General features: G+C 50.3%; 20 protein-coding genes. 15 read left to right on the top strand and 5 right to left on the bottom strand.

Going from position 1 to position 19,549, the window contains the following annotated elements; all coding sequences use genetic code 11:
- Positions 1-329 precede the first annotated feature (329 nt).
- Positions 330-3,449 carry an efflux RND transporter permease subunit gene (locus FGB90_RS10650; protein WP_138810829.1) on the bottom strand — a complete coding sequence of 1,040 codons (3,120 nt, stop codon included), beginning with the start codon at positions 3,447-3,449 and terminating at the stop codon, positions 330-332.
- Positions 3,450-3,708: 259 nt separating this feature from the next.
- Between FGB90_RS10650 and FGB90_RS10645 the strand changes: the two genes are divergently transcribed.
- Positions 3,709-3,984 (top strand): NifU N-terminal domain-containing protein, encoded by a 276-nt coding sequence (locus FGB90_RS10645; protein ID WP_438502691.1) that lies wholly within the window; start codon positions 3,709-3,711, stop codon positions 3,982-3,984.
- 94 nt (positions 3,985-4,078) lie between these two features.
- Positions 4,079-5,080 carry a zinc-binding dehydrogenase gene (locus FGB90_RS10640; protein WP_138810827.1) on the top strand — a complete coding sequence of 334 codons (1,002 nt, stop codon included), beginning with the start codon at positions 4,079-4,081 and terminating at the stop codon, positions 5,078-5,080.
- Positions 5,081-5,205: 125 nt separating this feature from the next.
- Here FGB90_RS10640 and FGB90_RS10635 read toward each other — a convergent pair whose 3' ends face one another.
- Positions 5,206-5,778: a DUF2179 domain-containing protein gene (locus FGB90_RS10635; protein ID WP_138810826.1), complete on the bottom strand. Its 573-nt coding sequence runs from the start codon at positions 5,776-5,778 to the stop codon at positions 5,206-5,208.
- A 216-nt stretch (positions 5,779-5,994) separates the two neighbouring features.
- Between FGB90_RS10635 and FGB90_RS10630 the strand changes: the two genes are divergently transcribed.
- Together FGB90_RS10630 and FGB90_RS10625 are read left to right on the top strand one after the other, a co-directional pair.
- Positions 5,995-6,792 carry an AzlC family ABC transporter permease gene (locus FGB90_RS10630; RefSeq protein ID WP_438502697.1) on the top strand — a complete coding sequence of 266 codons (798 nt, stop codon included), beginning with the start codon at positions 5,995-5,997 and terminating at the stop codon, positions 6,790-6,792.
- On the top strand, positions 6,783-7,088 hold the full coding sequence (locus tag FGB90_RS10625; RefSeq protein ID WP_138810825.1) for an AzlD domain-containing protein: 306 nt from the start codon (positions 6,783-6,785) through the stop codon (positions 7,086-7,088). Before FGB90_RS10630 ends, FGB90_RS10625 begins: the two co-directional genes overlap by 10 nt.
- 176 nt (positions 7,089-7,264) lie before the next feature.
- On the opposite strand, the gene FGB90_RS10620 is transcribed toward FGB90_RS10625, so the two are convergent.
- Positions 7,265-7,720: a GNAT family N-acetyltransferase gene (locus tag FGB90_RS10620; protein ID WP_138810824.1), complete on the bottom strand. Its 456-nt coding sequence runs from the start codon at positions 7,718-7,720 to the stop codon at positions 7,265-7,267.
- A 105-nt stretch (positions 7,721-7,825) separates the two neighbouring features.
- On the opposite strand from FGB90_RS10620, the gene FGB90_RS10615 reads away from it, so the two are divergent.
- Positions 7,826-8,356 (top strand): tubby C-terminal domain-like protein, encoded by a 531-nt coding sequence (locus tag FGB90_RS10615; protein WP_138810823.1) that lies wholly within the window; start codon positions 7,826-7,828, stop codon positions 8,354-8,356.
- Between the two features lie 101 nt (positions 8,357-8,457).
- Here the strand turns inward: FGB90_RS10615 and FGB90_RS10610 are convergent, their stop codons facing one another.
- A complete protein-coding gene (locus FGB90_RS10610) occupies positions 8,458-8,694 on the bottom strand; it encodes a DUF3813 domain-containing protein (RefSeq protein ID WP_138810822.1) in 237 nt (78 codons plus the stop codon).
- A gap of 335 nt (positions 8,695-9,029) precedes the next feature.
- On the opposite strand from FGB90_RS10610, the gene FGB90_RS10605 reads away from it, so the two are divergent.
- Positions 9,030-9,890, top strand: coding sequence for a GAF domain-containing protein (locus tag FGB90_RS10605; RefSeq protein ID WP_138810821.1), 861 nt, complete (start codon positions 9,030-9,032; stop codon positions 9,888-9,890).
- Between the two features lie 183 nt (positions 9,891-10,073).
- On the opposite strand, the gene FGB90_RS10600 is transcribed toward FGB90_RS10605, so the two are convergent.
- Complete coding sequence (locus FGB90_RS10600) at positions 10,074-10,919, bottom strand: Cof-type HAD-IIB family hydrolase (protein WP_138810820.1); 846 nt, start codon at positions 10,917-10,919, stop codon at positions 10,074-10,076.
- A 255-nt stretch (positions 10,920-11,174) separates the two neighbouring features.
- On the opposite strand from FGB90_RS10600, the gene ctaG reads away from it, so the two are divergent.
- The 9 genes from ctaG to FGB90_RS10555 all read left to right on the top strand — a co-directional run bounded on the left by ctaG (position 11,175) and on the right by FGB90_RS10555 (position 19,463).
- Positions 11,175-12,122 (top strand): cytochrome c oxidase assembly factor CtaG, encoded by a 948-nt coding sequence (gene ctaG, locus FGB90_RS10595; protein WP_246056147.1) that lies wholly within the window; start codon positions 11,175-11,177, stop codon positions 12,120-12,122.
- Between the two features lie 55 nt (positions 12,123-12,177).
- On the top strand, positions 12,178-12,813 hold the full coding sequence (locus FGB90_RS10590) for an SCO family protein (protein ID WP_138810819.1): 636 nt from the start codon (positions 12,178-12,180) through the stop codon (positions 12,811-12,813).
- 282 nt (positions 12,814-13,095) lie between these two features.
- Complete coding sequence (locus FGB90_RS10585) at positions 13,096-14,382, top strand: molybdopterin molybdotransferase MoeA (protein WP_138810818.1); 1,287 nt, start codon at positions 13,096-13,098, stop codon at positions 14,380-14,382.
- Entirely contained in the window at positions 14,379-14,897 is a 519-nt protein-coding gene (gene mobB / locus FGB90_RS10580) for a molybdopterin-guanine dinucleotide biosynthesis protein B (protein ID WP_138810817.1), read from the top strand. Before FGB90_RS10585 ends, mobB begins: the two co-directional genes overlap by 4 nt.
- Positions 14,894-15,364, top strand: coding sequence for a molybdenum cofactor biosynthesis protein MoaE (locus FGB90_RS10575; protein ID WP_138810816.1), 471 nt, complete (start codon positions 14,894-14,896; stop codon positions 15,362-15,364). The genes mobB and FGB90_RS10575 overlap by 4 nt, the downstream gene beginning before the upstream one ends.
- Positions 15,361-15,600: a molybdopterin converting factor subunit 1 gene (gene moaD / locus FGB90_RS10570; RefSeq protein WP_138810815.1), complete on the top strand. Its 240-nt coding sequence runs from the start codon at positions 15,361-15,363 to the stop codon at positions 15,598-15,600. Before FGB90_RS10575 ends, moaD begins: the two co-directional genes overlap by 4 nt.
- Positions 15,601-15,698: 98 nt before the next feature.
- Positions 15,699-16,283: a TetR/AcrR family transcriptional regulator gene (locus FGB90_RS10565; RefSeq protein ID WP_138810814.1), complete on the top strand. Its 585-nt coding sequence runs from the start codon at positions 15,699-15,701 to the stop codon at positions 16,281-16,283.
- A 297-nt stretch (positions 16,284-16,580) separates the two neighbouring features.
- On the top strand, positions 16,581-19,028 hold the full coding sequence (locus FGB90_RS10560) for a YhgE/Pip domain-containing protein (RefSeq protein WP_138810813.1): 2,448 nt from the start codon (positions 16,581-16,583) through the stop codon (positions 19,026-19,028).
- Between the two features lie 132 nt (positions 19,029-19,160).
- The gene (locus FGB90_RS10555; protein WP_138810812.1) at positions 19,161-19,463 is read left to right on the top strand and encodes a HesB/YadR/YfhF family protein; all 303 of its coding nucleotides are present in this window, start codon (positions 19,161-19,163) and stop codon (positions 19,461-19,463) included.
- The last annotated feature ends 86 nt before the right edge of the window (positions 19,464-19,549 follow it).

Here is a 19,549-nt window from a genome sequence, read left to right as displayed (position 1 = left end):
GGCGGCACAGTTGAAGAGTGGGTAAAAAACAGAAACAAAGAGGCTGGGAGATAAAGAAAGTATTTTGATGAGAATCCGAACAAAAAGCTGACAAGCGGATGAAATATTCGCCGACTCCTGCGGGAGGAAAAGCGCAGGTGAGACCCCGCATTGCGAAGCACGCGGAGGCTCAGCCGCTTCCCGCGGAAAGCGGCGTATATTTCAGGAGCGATTTATCAGCATCGCATATTATTTGTTCGGATTTTCGTCTGTAAAAATACTTCTGTCCCAGCCTCTTTGTTTGTTTTCACTATTCTATAACACAGTGGAACAAAACGTGATTTTCTTTCCTATTCAGCTTTCGGTTCCGTTTCTTTCCGGGCGGACCGGCGTTTAAGAACCATGTAGAACGCCGGTACAAGGATGACTGTGAAAACAGCGGAGAACAGCAGTCCCGAAATAATTGAGATGGAGAGTGGCACAAACAGTACGTCACCGCTGAAGGCAACCGGCAGAAGAGCTGCTATGGCAGTAATCGCCGTAAGCAGAATCGGTCTGAGCCTTACTTTCCCGGCATTTACGACCGCATCTTCAAGTTTCATTCCTGCACGTCTGCGCTGCTCGATAAATTCAATGAGCACGATGGAATTACGTACCACAATTCCGGCGAGGGAAACGATTCCCATCATCGCCATGAAGCCGAGACCGGTCTGTGTGATAAACAGGCCGATGATTGCACCTGTTACTGCCAGAAAGACGGTACTCATAATGAGAAACGGCATGACCAGCGAGTAAAACTGGATTGCCATCACAATATAAATCAGGAAGATAACCACGAGAAACAGCGTGGCAAGTTCCACAAAGAAGTCATCCCGATCCTCGGTTTCGCCGCCGATACTGATCGTATAGTCCTGATCAAAACCGGCATCGGAAACAGTATCTTCAACATATGACTCGATTTCACTTTCGAGATCCTGCTGGGCACCGTCATCGGGAAATACGCGGACCGTGATCGTACGGTCACCGTTTTCCCTGGCAATGAGCGGTGTCTGTGTGGTTCGGACTTCCTCTGTCAGCTCATCGAGTCCAATGAGCTCCGGTGCTCCTTCTCCGCCTCCGGCCTGCGAAGGAAGCACGTAGTCCGACAGATCAAGCTCTTCGGCATCGCCGTTTACGATCAGCTGCATCGGATAAGTGGACGTGCCGTCATCGAAGTCCGTAAGCGGAATTCCTTCTGTTGCAAGGCCGATCTGTTCACTGATCTGGTTTAGTGTGATGCCGTTTTCCTCCATCAGTTCCCGATCCGGTTCGTAGAGGATTACCGGGCGATCATCACCCAGATCATCCACTACGGTTGATGTTTCAGGAAGGGAGCCAATAAAGTCCATCAGGTCATCCCTGATCGTTTTGAGCTCTTCCATTTGTGGTCCCTGCAGTTTAATGGCAATCGGTGCACCGACCGGAGGACCTGCTTCAATCGTATTCAGTTCGATCACCGCATCCGGGTAGGCGTCCTGAAGCGGTCCGGTCCAGCGGCTGATTGTTTCTTCGGCTGACTGAATATCCCGGTCGGTTCTCAGGAGAATTTCGCCCGTTTCCTCACTCGTGTTGCTCATCCCCTCCCCAAACAGGGGAGGAAGTCCGGAACCGGCATACACAGCCGTTTCATAGATAGCATCATCTTCTGCGAGAACCATCTCCGCCATATCAAACAGGACGTCTTCAGTCTGATCAAGAGGTGTCCCTGCCGGCATGCGGACTTCCACAGTCACTTCCGGACGGTCGGCACTCGGGAAGAATACGACCGGAATAAACGGAATCAGACCGTAGCAGAGAATACAGAATACGAGCCCTGATATGGCAACTTTCACAGGGTGCTTCACGACACGTCTCAGGACGCTGCCGCTGTACCAGTCTGCCAGTTTATCGATCTGCTTCCCGAGAAGTCCCACTTTTACATCCCGGTTTTCAGGGGTATTGCTGCTGTTACCATCCGCTTTCCTGATTTTTCTGCGGCGGCGCCAGATCAGATAGATCGGCACGAGTGACAGGGCGATAATGGTTGATGCAAGAATAGTAGTGATCAGCACACTTGGAAGGGCACGGATAAAATCACCGTTGGCTCCCGTAATGAAGACGAGAGGCAGGAAAGTAAAAACAATTGCCAGGGTGGATGTGATGATGGAGGTTCGCACTTCCTTTGTCCCCTCAATAGCCCCTTCCACCGGATCAAGGCCTTCCTGGTACTTTCGCTGCACATTGTCCCCCACCACGATGGCATCATCAACAAGAATACCAAGAGCGATAATCATACCGATAATGGAAATCTGGTTCAGATCCACCCCGAGAAAAGGAAGAGGGACGAGTCCGATCAGAATTGAAACTGGAATGGCGAGCGCGACGATGGCAGCTGACGACAGGTTCAGGCCGAGAAGTGTTATGACTACGACAGCAACGATGGCAAACAGGAAGGAAAGTGCCAGGTCGCCGAAAATATCCTGAACGATTGTATTCTGGGTGTAGAATTTATCAAGTGTTACATCAGCCGGAAGCTCCTGGGCAAGGCCGGCGAGCCGTTCGTCCACTGTTTCGTGGAGGCCGGGTATGTCCACCCCGTCATCGGGGATCACCGTAAATGAGGCAGCTGGTGTATTTTCATAGGTGATTAAATCTTCTTCGTCGGTTCTTCCAAGGCTGACTGCCCCCACTTCGGAGAGAGTCACAGGCTCATCACTGAAGTTCAGCCCGATGGCCAAATTTTCAAGAGCACTCAGTTCCTGCGTTTCAGGCAGGGCAAGCTGGACGTTTTCGTCATCGATCCGTTCAACACCGAGTGGTGACGTATTCAGTTCATCCTCAATGGCGGAAATGACGTCCGGCACCTGCAGCCCTTCTTCAAGAAGAGCGTCATAATCAATGTCGATGAGGATTTCCTCTGAAGGGAGCCCCTTTACAATGGTACCCTGAACACCGGGAATGGACTGAATTTCCTCTTCCCATTCCTCAACCATGCCGTTCAGTTCGTACAGGTTTTCCCTGTCGTCACTGAGAAGATGGTAAGACGACAGGGCGCCGAGCTGTACTTCTTCCGATACGTCAGGGGTCCGTGCTTCGGAAGGGAAGCCGGTACTGACATCTGTAACTGTCTGGCGGATGCGGGATAACACCTGATCTCGGTCTGCACCTTCACTGATTTCGATGATAATGTTTGAGAATCCTGAAGTTGAGACTGAAGATATTTCATCGATGCCATCGAGGTTCAGCAGTTCGCTTTCAAGGGGCTCAGTGATTCTCCGCTCCACCTGCTCAGGAGAGCCGCCGGGCAAAGCAGTCGAAACCGTGCTGATATCGAATGTTACTTCGGGAATTTCACGCTGGGGCAGCTGGGTATATGTAATCGCCCCCACGATGGTTACAAGGAGAATAAATAATAGTGTGATTTTCGGCTTTTTAATTACAGCATTGAACATTGTGCATGCCACCTCTTCGTATTGTTGTATATGTCAAAAGCAGTACTTTATGTATAACGTTTGTATAATATATTTACTATATCAGACCATTCCCTGATTTGTACTTTTTCAAGCTCAAGTTACCTGTTTCGTCAAAATTACCCGAAAAAAAACCCGGAACTTTTCCGGCCTGTCTGCCAGTGCGGCAATAGCCATATGCTTCGTTCTTTTGCATGGGACTTCTGCCGTGTTATGATAGAAGAAACCCGTCAAGGAGATGATGATTGTGGCAGTAGAAGTACGAGCAGAACCAACACCAAACCCGAACGCAATGAAACTTACAGCAAACCAGGTACTTTTTGAAGGGAACGGCAGTGCCTCCTTTAAAAAAGGGGACGAGCCTGATCACGCCCTTGCAAAGGAACTTCTAGCCATTGAAGGTGTGGACAACATCTTCGGATTTCAGGATTTTGTCACTGTAAACAAAGAGCCTGACGCAGAGTGGGACGCGATTCTTTCCCAGGTGGAGGAAGCGTTCGGAAAAGTATATGACTGATGCAGCGGAGACCGTCCCAGTATTTTCTGGGGCGGTTTTTTAACTGTCTTAAAAGGAAATAGAGAAGGGAAACGGATATAAGGAGGAGATTATTGTGAAAGCAGTTGTACTGAGAGAAACAGGCGGACCGGACAAGCTGAACTTTGAGGAGGTGTCAAAGCCTGAACCCGGGGAAGGTGAAGTGCTTGTAAAGCTGGAAAAAGCCGCCCTGAACCGTCGGGACGTGTTTATTACATACGGCATGTACCCGGGTATGTCGCTTCCTGCTGTACCTGGAGCTGATGGTGCCGGAGTGGTGGAGGAATGCGGTGAAGGAGTAAGTGGCTGGAGCTCTGGAGATGAGGTGATCATCAACCCGGGTCTTAACTGGGGAGATGATCCGGAATTTAATGGACCGGACTTTCATATTCTCGGAATGCCGACAGACGGGACGTATGCAGAGTATGTAAAGGTCCCGGCAGAACAGGTTTACCGTAAACCGGAGCATCTTTCCTGGGAGGAAGCAGCGGCACTTCCGCTTGCGGCACTCACTGCCTACAGGGCCGTGGTGACGCGTGGAAAAGTGCAGGAAGGAGAAACGGTCTTCATCCCCGGGATTGGGAGCGGGGTCGCCACTTTTGCCCTGCAGTTTGCCCTTGCCCGCGGTGCGAGAGTATTTGTATCATCCGGCAGTGATGAAAAGCTTGAGCGGGCAGAAGAGCTCGGCGCATCCGGCGGGGTAAACTACAAATCGGAAGGATATGTGAAGAAGCTGAAAAAGGAGATGGGGGCTGCGGATCTCTGTGTGGACGGGGTCGGAGGAAAGAGCTTTAATGATCTGATCAGCGTGGCAAAGCCGGCAGGCCGGATTGTAAATTTCGGTGCCACGACCGGACCGGTTCCTGAGCTGCTTTTGCCGAAGCTGTTTTTCAAGCATCTGGATCTGAGAGGGACGACTATGGGAAGTCCCGAGGATTTTAAGAGTATGCTGGCATTTGTCGGAGAACATAAAATCCAGCCGGAAATCGACCGGACATTTGCTCTGGATGAAGCAGCCGAAGCGCAGAAGTATATGGAGGCAGGCCGGCAGCTCGGGAAGATTGTGCTGGATATTTAATGAACGGGGAGCAGGTGAAGAGCGCTCTTATCTTGAGCGGGGAAAATATGCTGTCAGTCAGAGGGGTAAAAAAAACGTGAGACTTTTACAGGAAAGTAGTCCAAGAGAAAAAGCCGGTCCGCCTATCAGGCAGACTGGCTTTCTTCCTGTTCCCGGCGTTTCTTTTTAAGGAACTTCTCTCTTCTCTTTTTCATGGCTTTAGTAATGTAGCCGCCTTTAAAGCTTCTCGGTTCGTAGGAGGCAATAAAGGCTTTCGGCTCGTGATTTTCCACAACTCGTATGAATTCTTTTTCACGGTCCCGGCGTGCGGTGCAATCCAAACGGTATCGCGTTGAATTCATTCCTTCCACAGGGCTGGTGGATACACTGAAGCCCACTTCTCTCAGGCGGCTGATGAGCGGTTCGTTGCGGTCCGGGATGTTTGCTTCAATTGTTACATAGCCGATGGCCAGCTTTTCTTCAATTAGGGCACCGATATAAAGCCCAACCCCGAATCCGAGGGCATAGGCGATCATATTGTAGTAGTTGGAAAGGTCACTGAAGACAAGACCGAGGGCACCGACGTAAATAGCCCCTTCCAGGATACCCATCGCGGCGGTCCTTTTCTTCATCCCTTTTACCATCATAATCGTACGGAGCGTCAGTACAGGAACGAACAGCAGCTGGGCAATGAAAATAATAATAGCCTGCCATACCATTTGTGATTCACCTCGCTTGATGTTTTATCCAGCTAAGTTTACTCCCTTAAAAGCCTCCCCGTCTACCCTTTTGGGGGATTTTTTTAATGGGAAAATAGGGGTGTTTATTTCCGCCCTGAACACCGGTAAAACACGGCTGAAAACAATTCTTGCCAGATGCCGGAGAGAGGCGTAAAATAGATAAAAACTTTCAGCAGGGGAGTGGCGGTTTTGGGAGTGACAGCAGCAGAGAGCACCGGGGATCCGGTGACACAGACAGCGTTTTTGAAAAAGGGACTGGCCGACGGGCTGCCCATAGCAGTAGGATACATGCCTGTAGCAATAACATTCGGCCTGATTGCCGGCGCCACAGGGCTCACCGCGGCTGAGGCTGTGCTTATGAGCATGCTTGTTTTTGCCGGGGCTGCCCAGTATATGTCCCTTTCCATGATCGCCGTCGGTGCAGGGGCGTTTGAGGTGGTGCTGGCAACGTTTATTGTCAACCTGAGGCATCTTCTCATGAGCGCGTCGATCAGTGAAAAGGCCGAAACGGGAACAAAGGGCCAGAGGGCCCTCTATGCATTCGGAATGACCGATGAAGTGTTTGCGGTGGCTTCCACTAAAAAAGCACCGCTGCGGTCATTTTATATTATTGGTGTGGCAGGGGTCGCGTACGGAAGCTGGGTCGGTTTTACCGCCGCCGGGTTTTACATGGGGGCTTTTCTGCCACTCGTGATACAGGAGAGCATGGCAATTGCACTTTTTGCCCTGTTTATTGCACTCCTGGTACCTTCGATCCGTAAAGAAGGGCGTATGGTTGTGATCCTTGCGGGTATGGGTGCGCTGTTTCATACAGTTCTGGCGCTGTGGCTCAGCACCGGGTGGGCAATTATGTTTGCCACCATTCTGGCAGTGACCGTATATGAATGTTTTGAGCAGGTGATGAATGCGGGAAAGCAGGATGCGGACAGTGGAGGGAAATCACATACTGAACAGGCGGAAGTGAAGAAGGAGGCGGACAGCTCATGTCGATGACGATGTTCTGGATGATTGTGGCGATGGGGGCAGTAACGTATATACCGCGGCTGCTTCCCCTGGTGATGCTGAATACGGAAAACTGGCCGTCATGGGCAAGAAGAATGCTGACTAGAGTGCCTTATGCGGTGCTTGGTGCGCTTATTCTTCCCGGCATCCTCACGGTAGGAGACAATGTGTGGTTTGCTGTTGCAGGAGGCGGTGCTGCAGCGCTGCTGGCATACTTCGGGGCACCTCTGATTGTGGTTGTAGGAGCGGCGATCGGAGTGCTGGGTGTCATGCAGATGGTGTTTTAGAGGCCGGAGCAGGAAACTGCTGAGTAATTAGTTTGGTGGTTAGTCGTGCTGATTTGGTGGTTAATTTATTTTGGGGGTTTATTTTGATGGAGTTGACGGTTATGGTTTTTACCCTGCTCCCTATAGAGGCTGGTTCATATAAAAACCGGCCAACCCGTTAAGGGTGGCCGGTCCGCCTAAAGCGAGCGGCTGTAGCGTTTGGAAATAATATCGTAAAAGCCGAGGGAATTGTAAAGGCGCTTGGTTGCGGCATTGTTGATGCCGGTTTCAAGCTCAATTCCATTGTAATCCTCCTGTTCGGCCCAGTAGAGAACCTGGAGGAGCAGCCGTTTGGCAATCCCTTTGCGGCGTTCGCTTTTTTTGACGTAAAGGTCGTTCAGCCAGATATAGCGTCCGCCTTTGTCGAGGCTGATACCCGTATTGAAAAAGGCGCAGCCGACGATGCTGCCGTCCCTCGTTTCAGCAGCGAAAAATTCAGAGCCTGAATGCTCGGTAAGAGCGAGATCGATTGTTTTAAGGAGATTCTCTTCCGTTACCGGTCCGCCGAGCTGATTCATCTGTTCCATCATCAGGTTCATTAATGCCGCACGGGTTTCCGGGCCTGCTGTTTTCGGTACACGGTATACGTTCATGTCGTTCAGTCTGCCCCCTAACTTCTGGTCACTTCTATGATACAATGTTCGCAGACAGAGGACTACACCTAATTTTGCATATTCAGAGAAAGTGAGTTTTGCAGAATGTATTATGAATATACAAGCCCGCTCCTGAGGTATTCGGATAAGCCTGTCCCCCTTGAAGGGGAAATGGGAACATGCGGCTATCTGAACCTTTTTTATGAAACCCGGGGCCGGAAGTGGCTCGCCAGAATGAGCAGACATTTCTGTACCAATGCAGAAGTGAAAGTCGGAACCGTCTGCGTACGTATCGTCCAGGCACCATACTTGAATACGTTCCCGAAAAAAGTGTGGGACATCTCAGTGAACGGTGAAGAGTGCGGTACGGTAAAAAGCTGTATCCAGAGAAAAAGATGCCTGTTTCACCTTCGTTATGATAATGAGGACTTTGAGCTGTGTAATCAGACCCGTGGGACAAGAACAGAGCTTGTCAGGGTCAGGGATGACAAAGTTGCTGCCTCTTTTTCCCGGGGAGCTGTGGGGCTTGCAAAACGTCAGCGGGCAGAAATTCATCATCCGGAAATGATGAAACCGGAGGTTATACTGGCTGTCTATCATCTGTTTTCACTGCATTTTACAAGAGTGCTCGGTTAAACATGAACCATAAAAAGACCCTGAAGGCAGCATATGAATGCCCTCCAGGGTCTTTTTACATATAAAAAAGGATTGGCTTACTTTGCAGTGCCTAAGCCGGTTTACTGTAGATCCTCGGGTGAAAATGATTCGGCTGCGCTGTAAAATTCCTCCTGCATCTGTCCCAGCTGTTCCCGTTCGGCCATGGATGAGTCTGCGAATGCCTGACTCAGCGCCTGACGCGCCCGGTGAATCTGATTGTACGCCTGTTCCAGACCTTCCGGTGTATGGGCTGCATTCATAGCTGTGTGTGCCGCTTCGATGGCTTCACGTGCCTGCTGAAACTGCTGATTGGCCATCTGTTAACACCCCTGTTTCGGATTTGCCTGTTTGTCGTGTTTAACAACTTTCTCATTTTTCGGTGCCGCAGCTGTTGAACTGTCAACCGGATTTCGTTTAGATTTGGAATGTTTGCTCATAATAAATGACTCTCCTTTTCTCTTGGGATTCCAGAGTAGGGTTTCCAAAAAGCTCCGGATTTATCAATTGAAAGGGAAATTAAGCACTAAAAAATAGGTAAATCCCTTGCATATTTAAGTAAAAAGGTTCAGACTGAAAGTAATATTTCGAGTTACAAAATGTAATCTTGTTTGACTGACAGGAAAACGTTTTTTTTCAGAATGGAGGCCTGCAAATGTCCCAAAGTATTGCACTTACTGTCGATGATTTTCCAACTCTTAAAAAGGCTTCTTATCAGCTGCTCCAGATCATGGCCGAACAGCTGAACGTTGATACCGCCTACATAGTTAAACGGGATGAAAAGGAAATGACTGTTCTCAGCTCGGTAAACGTAGCTGAAGAACTGATTCCCGAGAAGTATGCTGTTGCCTACGCAGGAACGTACTGCAGGCTTACAATTGAAAATAGAAATGCACTGACGATATCGGATCTTACAAAAGATGAATTGACCAGTGAACTTGAAGTGACGAAACAGTTGAACCTGAAAGGTTTTCTCGGTGTGACCATGAGAGATGGAGACGGCGAACTTTTCGGAACTTTATGTGTCATGAGCAAATCAGAGAAGACGTTTACTGACAAGGATAAACGTCTTGTTCAGGATTTTGCTGACGTACTGTCCAATCTGATTGACTATGATCATACAAACCGGCTTGTTGAGTCAATTGCTGTGCCTATTGTACCGGTAACGGGAAATATTTCCGTTCTCTCGCTTCAGGGTATTATGGATGAAACACGCTCCAGACGCGTTTCGGAAGCAGTGCTGGCCCACTGTGCGGAAAAGAAGACTCTTGTCTTTATATTTGACCTGTCCGGTCTCGTCATTTCTGACTTTCATTTTCCCGACAGCCTCCTGAAAATTCCGGATGCCCTGCGCATTATGGGAGTAAAGCCTGTTTACTCGGGGATTACGCCTGATATTGCCAGGAAAAGAGCGGCAATGGAAGCCCTCGAATATTCAGGAACAAAAACATTTATGAGTCTTGAAGCAGCTCTTCGCTCTTTTGGTTTAAAAGATGAGGCCGAAATCAGTGGATGATGGAAAAGGCTGATAAAATTTAAGTAAAAGAGGCTCCAATTATCTTTTTTGATAATTGGAGCCTTTTTTGCTGATTCCTGTATTTATTTCAAAATAGCTGGTTGTCCGGGGCAAAGCTGAAGTGCTGCCTCACGCAGGTATGTTTTCGATAATCAGCCATGTAACGGCTGGACATATTTAGCTTTAATCGCCGGAGCGGCCGAGGTGAGCGCTGGGGTCGGCTGCAAATTTAAACCGGTCTTCAAGAAAGCGGGCAATCCCGTCTTCTTCGTTTGTAAACGTCGTTTCATTGGCAATACCCTTAAGCTGATTAATGGCATTTCCCATGGCTACACCGGTACCGGCGTAGTCGATCATTTCCAGGTCGTTATCCTCGTCACCAAATGCGATGATACGATCCTTTGGGATATCCAGGTGCGCGGCTACTTTGGAGAGGCCGGCTGCTTTGTTTACTCCGCCGCGGACAATTTCAATCACGTTCCAGGGTGCTCCCCAGTTCCGCTGCTCAGTGGCTTCGGCATGGGCTTCGTTTAAAAGAGAGGTCAGCTCTTTTTCCTGACCTTTTTCAGGGTGAATAAGGATGGATGTGGGATCGGCGTCCAGCAGGTGCTCAAGGTTACCGTAGTCCACCGGAGAGGTGCCGAGTGTAAAGGCCTCTGCAAAACCCCGGTTCAGGTGACGGAGGTAGTAGTCGTCCATCACTTCAACCATTATATTTTTCACCTGAAAAGCCTCGCATGTACGGATGATTGTCCTTGCTGTCTCCTCATCGAGGGGACGATGGCTGCTTTCAAACGTCCGGTCGTTCGGAGCATGAACAAATGCGCCGTTGAAGTTGACGATCGGAGTCTGAAGAAAAAGTTCACGGTAATACTGTGAGCTGGCACGGTAGGGGCGTCCTGTTGCAATGACGACTTCATGGCCGAGCTCTCTCGCTTTGGCAAGGGCGGCCCGGTTTCTGGGCGATATCGTTTTCTGCTCTGAGAGAAGAGTGCCGTCAAGATCCACGGCTATTAAGTGGCGGTTCATCGGATGGTGCCTCCTTTGTTCTGAAGTGTTTTGAAAAGCGGCAGAGATGCCGCTGATTCTATTTCAGCAGAATGTACCAGTTAAGGAATTGAAACAGTTGGGTCAATTTTGTGAACCGTACCTTTTACTGTACAATATGAGTGCCCAACCATGTTAGAATGAGAGAGGCGTTTTATTTGTAAAAACAGATTTTCAGTATAACATACATTTTTTTCGGACACTTATGAATTGAACACAGTAAAGGAGTGAGGAACGATGGGTCAGTTTATGGAAACCCTGTTTTCCAGTTTCCCCGCGCGTACGCTCTGGACGCCGGAGTTGATTGTCATGCTGCTGATCTTCAGTGCACTGTACTTCTGGGTTACAGGGCCGCTGAGACATAAATTTGATGGAAGCGAACCGGTTCCCGTTCGCCGCAAAGTGTATTTTCATATCGGGCTGATTGCCTTTTATTTCGGATTCGGGGGACCGCTCTACGTGCTTGGACACATGATGCTCAGTATGCACATGCTGAGTATGGCGATTGCCTTTTTAATTGCCCCTCCGCTTCTGCTTCTCGGGCTTCCGAGCTGGGTATTCACCCCTCTGGCAAACCTGAAGCCGGTACGAGCTGTCTTTACCGTAATTGGTTTACCGATTCTCGGTCTGCTTTTGTTTAACGCGATGTTTTCCATTTATCACCTGCCGTTTATGTTTGACCGGTTATTAACGAACGAAGGCGCACATAACATTTACCAGCTGGGGATGTTTTTTGCAGCCAGTGTGATGTGGTGGCACCTCATACCAAGGATTGAGACCCGCTACGAGCTTTCGGAACTTAAAAAGATTGGATACATGTTTGGTAACGGGGTTCTGATTACCCCGGCCTGTGCACTGATCATTTTTGCAGGTGAACCTCTTTATGCCACCTATACCGATCCGGCAACGTGGGCGATGGCGATTGCCTACTGTCTTCCTGCAGGGGCGGATATCCCTTATGAGCTGTTTTCGGGATCGGCAGCACTGCCGCCGCTTTCACCAACTCACGATCAGCAGCTTGGCGGGGCGATCATGAAGATCGTTCAGGAGCTTGTCTACGGTGTGGCGATCGGGTACATCTTTAAACAGTGGATGAACCGTGACCGTTCCGATAACAAAAAAGACGATGCCAAGTTTGCGGTTTACGAAATGGTGGATACGGACTCACGCACCCATAATGCATAATGAAGAGAAATCCGGCCCTCTGAACGGGGGCCGTTTTTTGAGAGGATGAAACACGATGAGCTACTTGAAAGCAGGCCTTGCTGCTGTTGGAATGATCGTACTTGCAGGCTGCAGTTTTCTGTATCAGGATCCGGCCGCTGAATTCGAGGCCGTTATAGATCTGACCGAGGCAGAACGGGAGGAAGGCCAGTGGGAGATGTCTTCTTTTGAGGCTGTGAACCAGGACGGGGAAACGGTAACCGACGAAGATCTTGAAGGAACCTACTACCTGGCCAAAACGATCTTTACCCGCTGTCCGACCGTCTGCATGACGATGACACCGAACATGGTAAGTGTGCAGGAGGCTATGCAAGAAGAAGGCATTGAAAATGTTCAGATCGTCTCCTTCACAGTGGATCCGGAGTTCGATACCCCGGAGCGGCTGAAGGATTACGGGGAGTCGTACGGAGCGGACTTTGACAACTGGCATTTCCTCACCGGGTACGATACGGAGACCCTCGAGGAACTTGTTCTAAGCGGCATGCGAAGCCGGATTATGCCAATTGAAACGGAGAGCGGCGCCAGTGATATCAGCCACCCGATCCGGTTTTTCCTGTTTAACGATGAGGGAGAGACGATCCGCATGTACAACGGGGAACGGGATTTTGATCTCGATGCCATCATTGCGGATCTGAAGTATCTTGATTTGTAACAGCGTGGTATACACCAGTCCTGATACAGGGCTGGTGTTTTTTTATGGACACGAACCGGCATCTGGAGACAGCCTCCTGAGGCAGCCGGGGGCATGGGCCCCACAGGAAGGAGCTTGCCCGGACCACCGAGGAAGGAAGCGGAAGTTGTGCAGCGGAGCATTATACTGCATGAAGCACACAAAACCTCCGCTTTTCATGGAAAGGCTTTCAGATCCCTGCTAAAATAACAGTAATCAATACATACGAAAGACGAGTTTTCTATCGGGAAAGGAGCACTTCCTATGATTGAAAAACGCACACCGATTCCTGTGCCTGAAGCCCAGCGCAGGGTTATGGCATACAGCAGAAAAGGGGATATTGAAAGGGTGCCGATTACAGAAGCAGACGGACGTGTTCTTGCTGAAGCGATCTACGCGGACCACGACATTCCCCCATTTGACCGCTCACCCCTGGACGGCTTTGCCGTGCAGAGTAAAGACACGGCCGGCGCCACATCAGAAACCCCTGTCTACCTCGAAGTCACCGAGACGGTCGGTGCCGGAGAAGTGGCACAGCCTGTCACAAAGCCCGGTCAGGCCGTACGGGTCATGACCGGTACGATGATGCCCGAAGGCTGTGATGCCATCTGCATGTTCGAGCTCACAAAGGAAGTGACCCGAAACGGTGCAGCCATGATCGAAATTACCCGCCCTTTTAAAGAAGGTGACTTTGTTTCTTTTAAAGGGGAGGAAACGAAAAAAGGCGACCCCCTCGTGGAAGCAGGGGCCGATATTACACCCGGAGTCAAAGCGCTGCTCGCCACGTTCGGCTATCCGGAAGTGCCCGTATACAGAAGGCCGGTAGTAGGGATTTTTGCCACCGGTACGGAACTCCTGGAAGTGGACGAACCAATGGAGCCGGGTAAAATCCGCAACAGTAATGCGTACATGGTGGCCTCGCAGCTGAAGAAGGCAGGCGCAGAACCCCGCTACTTTGGAAAGCTGGCCGATGACTTCGACGCCTGCTACGATGCGGTTACAAAAGCGGTCGGGGAAGTGGACGCCCTGATTACAACGGGGGGCGTGTCGGTGGGGGATTTTGACTACCTGCCGGCCATCTACGACAAGCTCGGGGCCAATGTGCTCTTTAATAAAATTGCCATGCGTCCCGGAAGCGTTACAACAGTGGCTGAGCTTGACGGCATGCCCCTGTTCGGCCTTTCCGGAAATCCGAGCGCCTGCTTTGTCGGTTTTGAACTGTACGCCCGCCCGTGGCTCCGCACCTGGCAGGGAGCATCCAGGCCGTACCTTGTTCAGACGAAAGCGGTTCTCGGACAGGACTTTCCAAAAGCCAACCCGTTTACCCGACTCATTCGAAGCGATGCTCGTTTCAACGGGGAAGGAAGACTCACGACCCGCCCTGCAGGGTTTGACAAATCATCTGCCGTAACATCGCTTGCCCATACGAATACGCTCACTCTTTTACCGGGAGGAACCCGTGGCTACAGGGCGGGAGATGAGGTTGATGTGCTCCTTCTGAATGAACCGGGGAGCGAACCGGTTAAACTGCCGGAGAAAACACGGCCATGATCTTCCAGGTGACCGGGTACTCCAATTCCGGCAAAACAACACTCATCACCGACTGGACCGGCTGCCTGATCGAATTGGGATATGTGGTGAGTGTGATCAAACATCACGGACACGATGATACGCCCCTTGCTTCGGGCGATGAACAGAAAGATACGGGCAGCTACCGTCGGGCAGGAGCAGAAAGTACACTCGTGGTGAGCGGACGGGAGTTTCAGTGGACCGGCTCCAACCCACCGCCACTGCCCACACTCGTAAAACTCATGAAATTTACCGGCCCCGACATCATCCTGATTGAAGGGTATAAAACCGAAAACTACCCGAAAGCCGTCATCCTCCGCGGACCGGAGGACAGTGAACTCCTCCGGAAGAGCACGAGCATTGAAGCCGTTCTCTGTCCCGGGGAAAAAGAGAAGGACGCACTCGCACAGCACGGCATAGAGGCGCTTCCGCTTACTCGGCGAGAAGAGGTTCTCACTGCCCTGACCACGATACTGACCGGAGATGATACGCAATGACACAGTCGCGCTTTACGATCACGGACGAGGCGGTGGATGTAACCGCCGTAATCGATAAGGTTACCCACCGGAATGCCGGAGCCGTGAATACGTTTATCGGAACCGTACGGGAAATGACGAAGGGGAAAAAGACCCTGTATTTAAAATACGATGCCTACGTGCCGATGGCCGAAAAGCAGCTCGCCAGAATCGGCGATGAAATCGTGCGGGACTTCCCGGATGCGGAAGTGGCCATCACACACCGGATCGGGGAGCTGGACATCAGCGATATAGCCGTCGTCATCGCCGTTGCCACGCCCCACCGCGCCGATGCATTTGAAGCAAGCCGCTTTGCGATTGAGCGGATCAAGGAAATCGTTCCGATCTGGAAAAAAGAACACTGGGAGGACGGATCAAGCTGGATCGGAGACCAGCGGGAAACGACCGCCTATCCAGGCGGCAGTCCTGAAAAGGGGGATATCGAGTGATACGCGTACTTTTATTTGCAGAGCTTGAAGAGCGTCTCGGCCGGCGTGAACTGCAGCTGAAACCGGAAAACGGGCTGAACGTGGAAGGGCTGAGGGAACGGCTCATTACGGATTACCCTGAGCTTCAGGGGATTGAAAATGCCATGCCTGCAGTTAACGAGGAATACGCCCGGGCTGATACAAAAGTCAGTGACGGAGATACGGTAGCTTTCATCCCTCCCGTAAGCGGAGGCTGATTGATTTCCTGCCCCGTCCGTATTATAATAGCTTCAACGGTAAATGACCGGATCTTAATTCCGGTCATTTTTAATTTGCAACGAAAGGTTGACCGGCGATGGTTGAAAACAAGGAAGGACTCATTCTGGAGGCAGCTTCATCCTCCTTTGCCATGTACGGATACAAAGGAACAACGATGGACAAAGTGGCAGCTCTTGCAGGCATCGGGAAAGGAACCATTTACACCGCCTTTAAGAACAAAGAGGCGCTATTTGATGCTGTACTTCAGCAGGTAATAACCGAAATGGAGCAGGTGTTTTACACGAACATTCTGCCGGAGCGGTCTGTTTCGGAAAATCTGCACTCCGCCCTTTACCAGCTTCTTGCTTTCCGGCGCGATCATCAGGTAATGATGAAACTGGCAAACGAAGTCCGTATGTTCGGTACAGATCATTCAAAAAGAGCCCTGGAAAAGGTCGAGGATGCGATTATTGACTGTCTGAAAAGGGTGCTGGAGCAGGCACAGGAGCAGGGGAAACTTGCGATGAAAGAGTCAGGAATTACAGCTTTTCTTCTGTACAAACAGTATATGGCACTGGTATTTGACTACGAGGAGAAATACGGGGCGCTGGGAAAAGAGGAAATCGCAGCTATTCTGGAAGAACATTTTATCTACTCCCTGATTCATAACGAAAAAAGGTAATTCCTTTTATTAACGCTGTTTTCGGATTGATTGCTGCATTATAAAAATAATGACGTAGCGAAAGGCAGCGACTCCAGCGACGAGCGTTTACTCCTTCAGTAATCTTCGAGTTGCTTCGACGGAGCCGGCTTCGAAGCTTAACTGGCAGAGGAAGAAGCAGGAATTTGCCCCGTCTGAAGCAATGCCTGCGGAAAGCGTCCGCCTGCAGCGGAATAAAACAACAATCTTTCCGAATAGAGCTTTTTTTTAAATAAAAATGACTATGTGAACGAAGTGGTCAAAAAGGAGAATGCGGTTGTGAGAGGTTTGAAAAAAGAACTTAAAGGCATCATGCAGAGAAAAAAGCTTATGCTGGCCCTGGCTGGAATAATGCTCATGCCATTGCTGTACGGAGGTGTACTCATCTGGTCTTTCTGGGACCCCTACGGCCAGGTGGAGGCTCTTCCGGTTGCCGTTGTTAACGAGGATAAAGGGACGGAAGTGGACGGCGAACAGATCAACGCAGGTGACGATTTTACAAAAGAACTTGCGAAAAGTCCGGAGCTGGATTTTCACTTTGTGGATGAAGAGACTGCCCGGCAGGGGATGGAGGAATTTGACTATTACTTCCTGGTCAGTATTCCACCGTCGTTTTCCGAAAATGTGGCAAGTGTTGCAGGAGAAGAACCGGTAAAAGGAGAGCTCTATTATGAAGTGAACAGTGACTACAACTATGTGAGCTCCCAGATTGCTGCCAATGCGGTTGAGTCGATGGAACGTGAACTGTCTGAAGCACTCACTCTTGCCTATGCAGAGGTGGCCACCGATTCGTTCAGCAGTTTCACCGGACTGGTCCGGGAACTTGAAGAGGGGGCCTCGGACCTTAAAGCAGGCAGCACGGAGGCACGGGACGGAAGTGAAGATCTTGGAGCCGGTCTTGGCAGAATTGAAGAAGGCGCCGGGGAACTGACAAAGGGGGCAGGTGAGCTTGAAGAAGGTACCCGGACTTTCAGGAGTGAGTGGATCGGCTTTACGGAAAGTCTGGAGGTATCCGGCCTTGAGGATACTTTCCTGAGCGTCCGGGAACATACGGTCAGAGCGGAGGAGTTTCTGGAAGACGGTCAGGTGTCAGAAGCAGCAGGTGAATTTGACCGTCTGGCGGAAAAGTCCAAAGAACTGGAGGCAGATGCGGCCCGGGTGAAGGAGATCCTCGAGGATACCGAAAGCCTGCTTGATGAGGCGGCTGCTGTCCATTCGGAAAAAACCAGGGAATGGCAGGAGCTGTCAGAAGATGTGGGCCCGGTTTTAGAAGAAGTGCTTAAAAAAGCTGAAACAGCAGAGGAGACTGCTGCCGGTGCCGGGAAACAGGTTGCGGAACTGGAAAAGATCCTTAACAGACCGCTGGACATTCTGGACGATGCAGAAAATCATTACCGGGAGCTTCCGGACATAGCCGGTGACGAATGGGGAGAAAATGAGTCTGTATCTTCCTGGTACGAAGAAGGGCTTGAGAAGTTTGAGCGCGTACCGGAACTTCAGGCTGAAATAGATGAACGTTTCTCTGAAACAGAGGAACAGTATTCCCGTTTTCAAAATGCTATCGACAAGGTGGAGGAAGGTGCTGAAGCAGCTGAAGAAAAACAGTCCGCGGCTGAAGACTTTTTTGCAGCAGGCGGGGAGTACCTGGACGATGTAAATGAGGTCATAGACGAATTGTCAGCAGCAGCAGACCAGGTGGAGGAAGTGCTCAATGCCATTGAACCGGCTGATCACCTAACCGGCATCCAGAAAAAAGAGGAAGATCTGGCAAATCACCTCCACCGGATAAACAGCACCCTCGATCAGGCGAAAACAAAATATAAGGACGCACTTGAAATGGAGGAGAGCGTCCGTGGAGGGCTGGACGATCTGGTGGCAGGTGCCGCACGGACCAAAAGCGGAACGGCAGACCTGGAAGAGAGGATCCGTGAAGCCCATGAAAGCAGTTTCGGGCTTGCAGATGGACTGGATAATCTGGCAGAAGGAACTGTGAGTCTTCACAAAAACCTCGATGAGCTTGCTTCTGTAATGGGAAATCTCGACCCGGAACGGCAGCACGAGCTGATGGTCTCTTCTCCTGTAAAAGCGAAAGGCGGAAGCGGCGCAGATTATTCATACGGGGAAGGACTTACCCCGTACTTCTTATCGATTGGTCTGTATGTAGGAGCTCTCACGCTGTCGATTATCTATCCTTTCCGCGATCCTCTCGGGCCCCATGCTAATGGTTATGAGTGGTTTACAGGCAAACTCGGGGTGGCTCTGCTCACCGGTTCGGCTCAGGTAACGATTCTGCTGGCTTTTCTGTTTTTCGGGCTGAATCTTGACATTGCTTCCCCGGTCTCATTTATCTGGTTTGCGTATCTTGTAAGCGCCGTGTTTATCAGTCTGATTTTCACGCTTGTGGGAGTGCTCGACAACCCCGGCCGGTTTGTGGCGATCATTCTTCTCATTCTTCAGCTTGGGGGAAGTGGGGGGACATTCCCGGTTGAACTGCTTGCATCGCCGCTTCAGACGGTGCACGGCTGGCTGCCTATGACCTACTCGATTCTCGGATTCCGCTCGGTTGTGTTCATGGATAGTCCGGTCTTTCTGTTTCAGAGCGTAACGTTTCTGGCCGGCTTGGGGCTTCTAATGCTGACCGGTGCGTTCCTGTTTTACAGGTTCACATACAAAAAGCTCTGTCTGCCGATGATTCACGATGATCAGGAGCAGACTAAAACTGACTGAGTGTTTTCGGTAGCAGGGCAAAAGGATTTCGTGATATGCTGAGCAAAGTGAATCCCATAAAGGGGTTGTTTATTCCTGCCCTGAGAAGGGGAAAACAGCACGTATAAGTCAGTAAACGTGGAGGTTTTTGACATGAAACTTGATGTATCAGATAAAGCAGTGGAATGGTTCAAGGATGAGTTCGAACTGGAAAAGGGCGAAGCAGTTCAGCTTTATGTACGGTACGGCGGCTGTGGTAATTTTCAGAGCGGTTTTTCTATTGCCGTGGCAAAAAAAGACCCTGAAGACCCTGCTGTAGAAGAAGAAAAAAGCGGTTTCACCTTTTACGTGGAGAAAAAGGATGAATGGTACTTTGACGATAAGGACCTTACAGTATCGTTCAATGAGGATAAAGGTGAAATTGAGTATCTGCATGAAACAGGTGAAAAGCAGTAGCTGGAATCCCGGTTCCCGGATGAGGGGCCGGTTTTTTTTTGCGCGGAAAGGGTTGAAAGAGGGAATCGCGTAAATTTGATGTTTTT

This window comes from Alteribacter natronophilus (assembly GCF_006007885.1).
In the GTDB taxonomy this organism is placed as follows: Bacteria; Bacillota; Bacilli; order Bacillales; family Salisediminibacteriaceae; genus Alteribacter; species Alteribacter natronophilus.
This window is presented reverse-complemented; position numbering and strand designations above follow the sequence as displayed.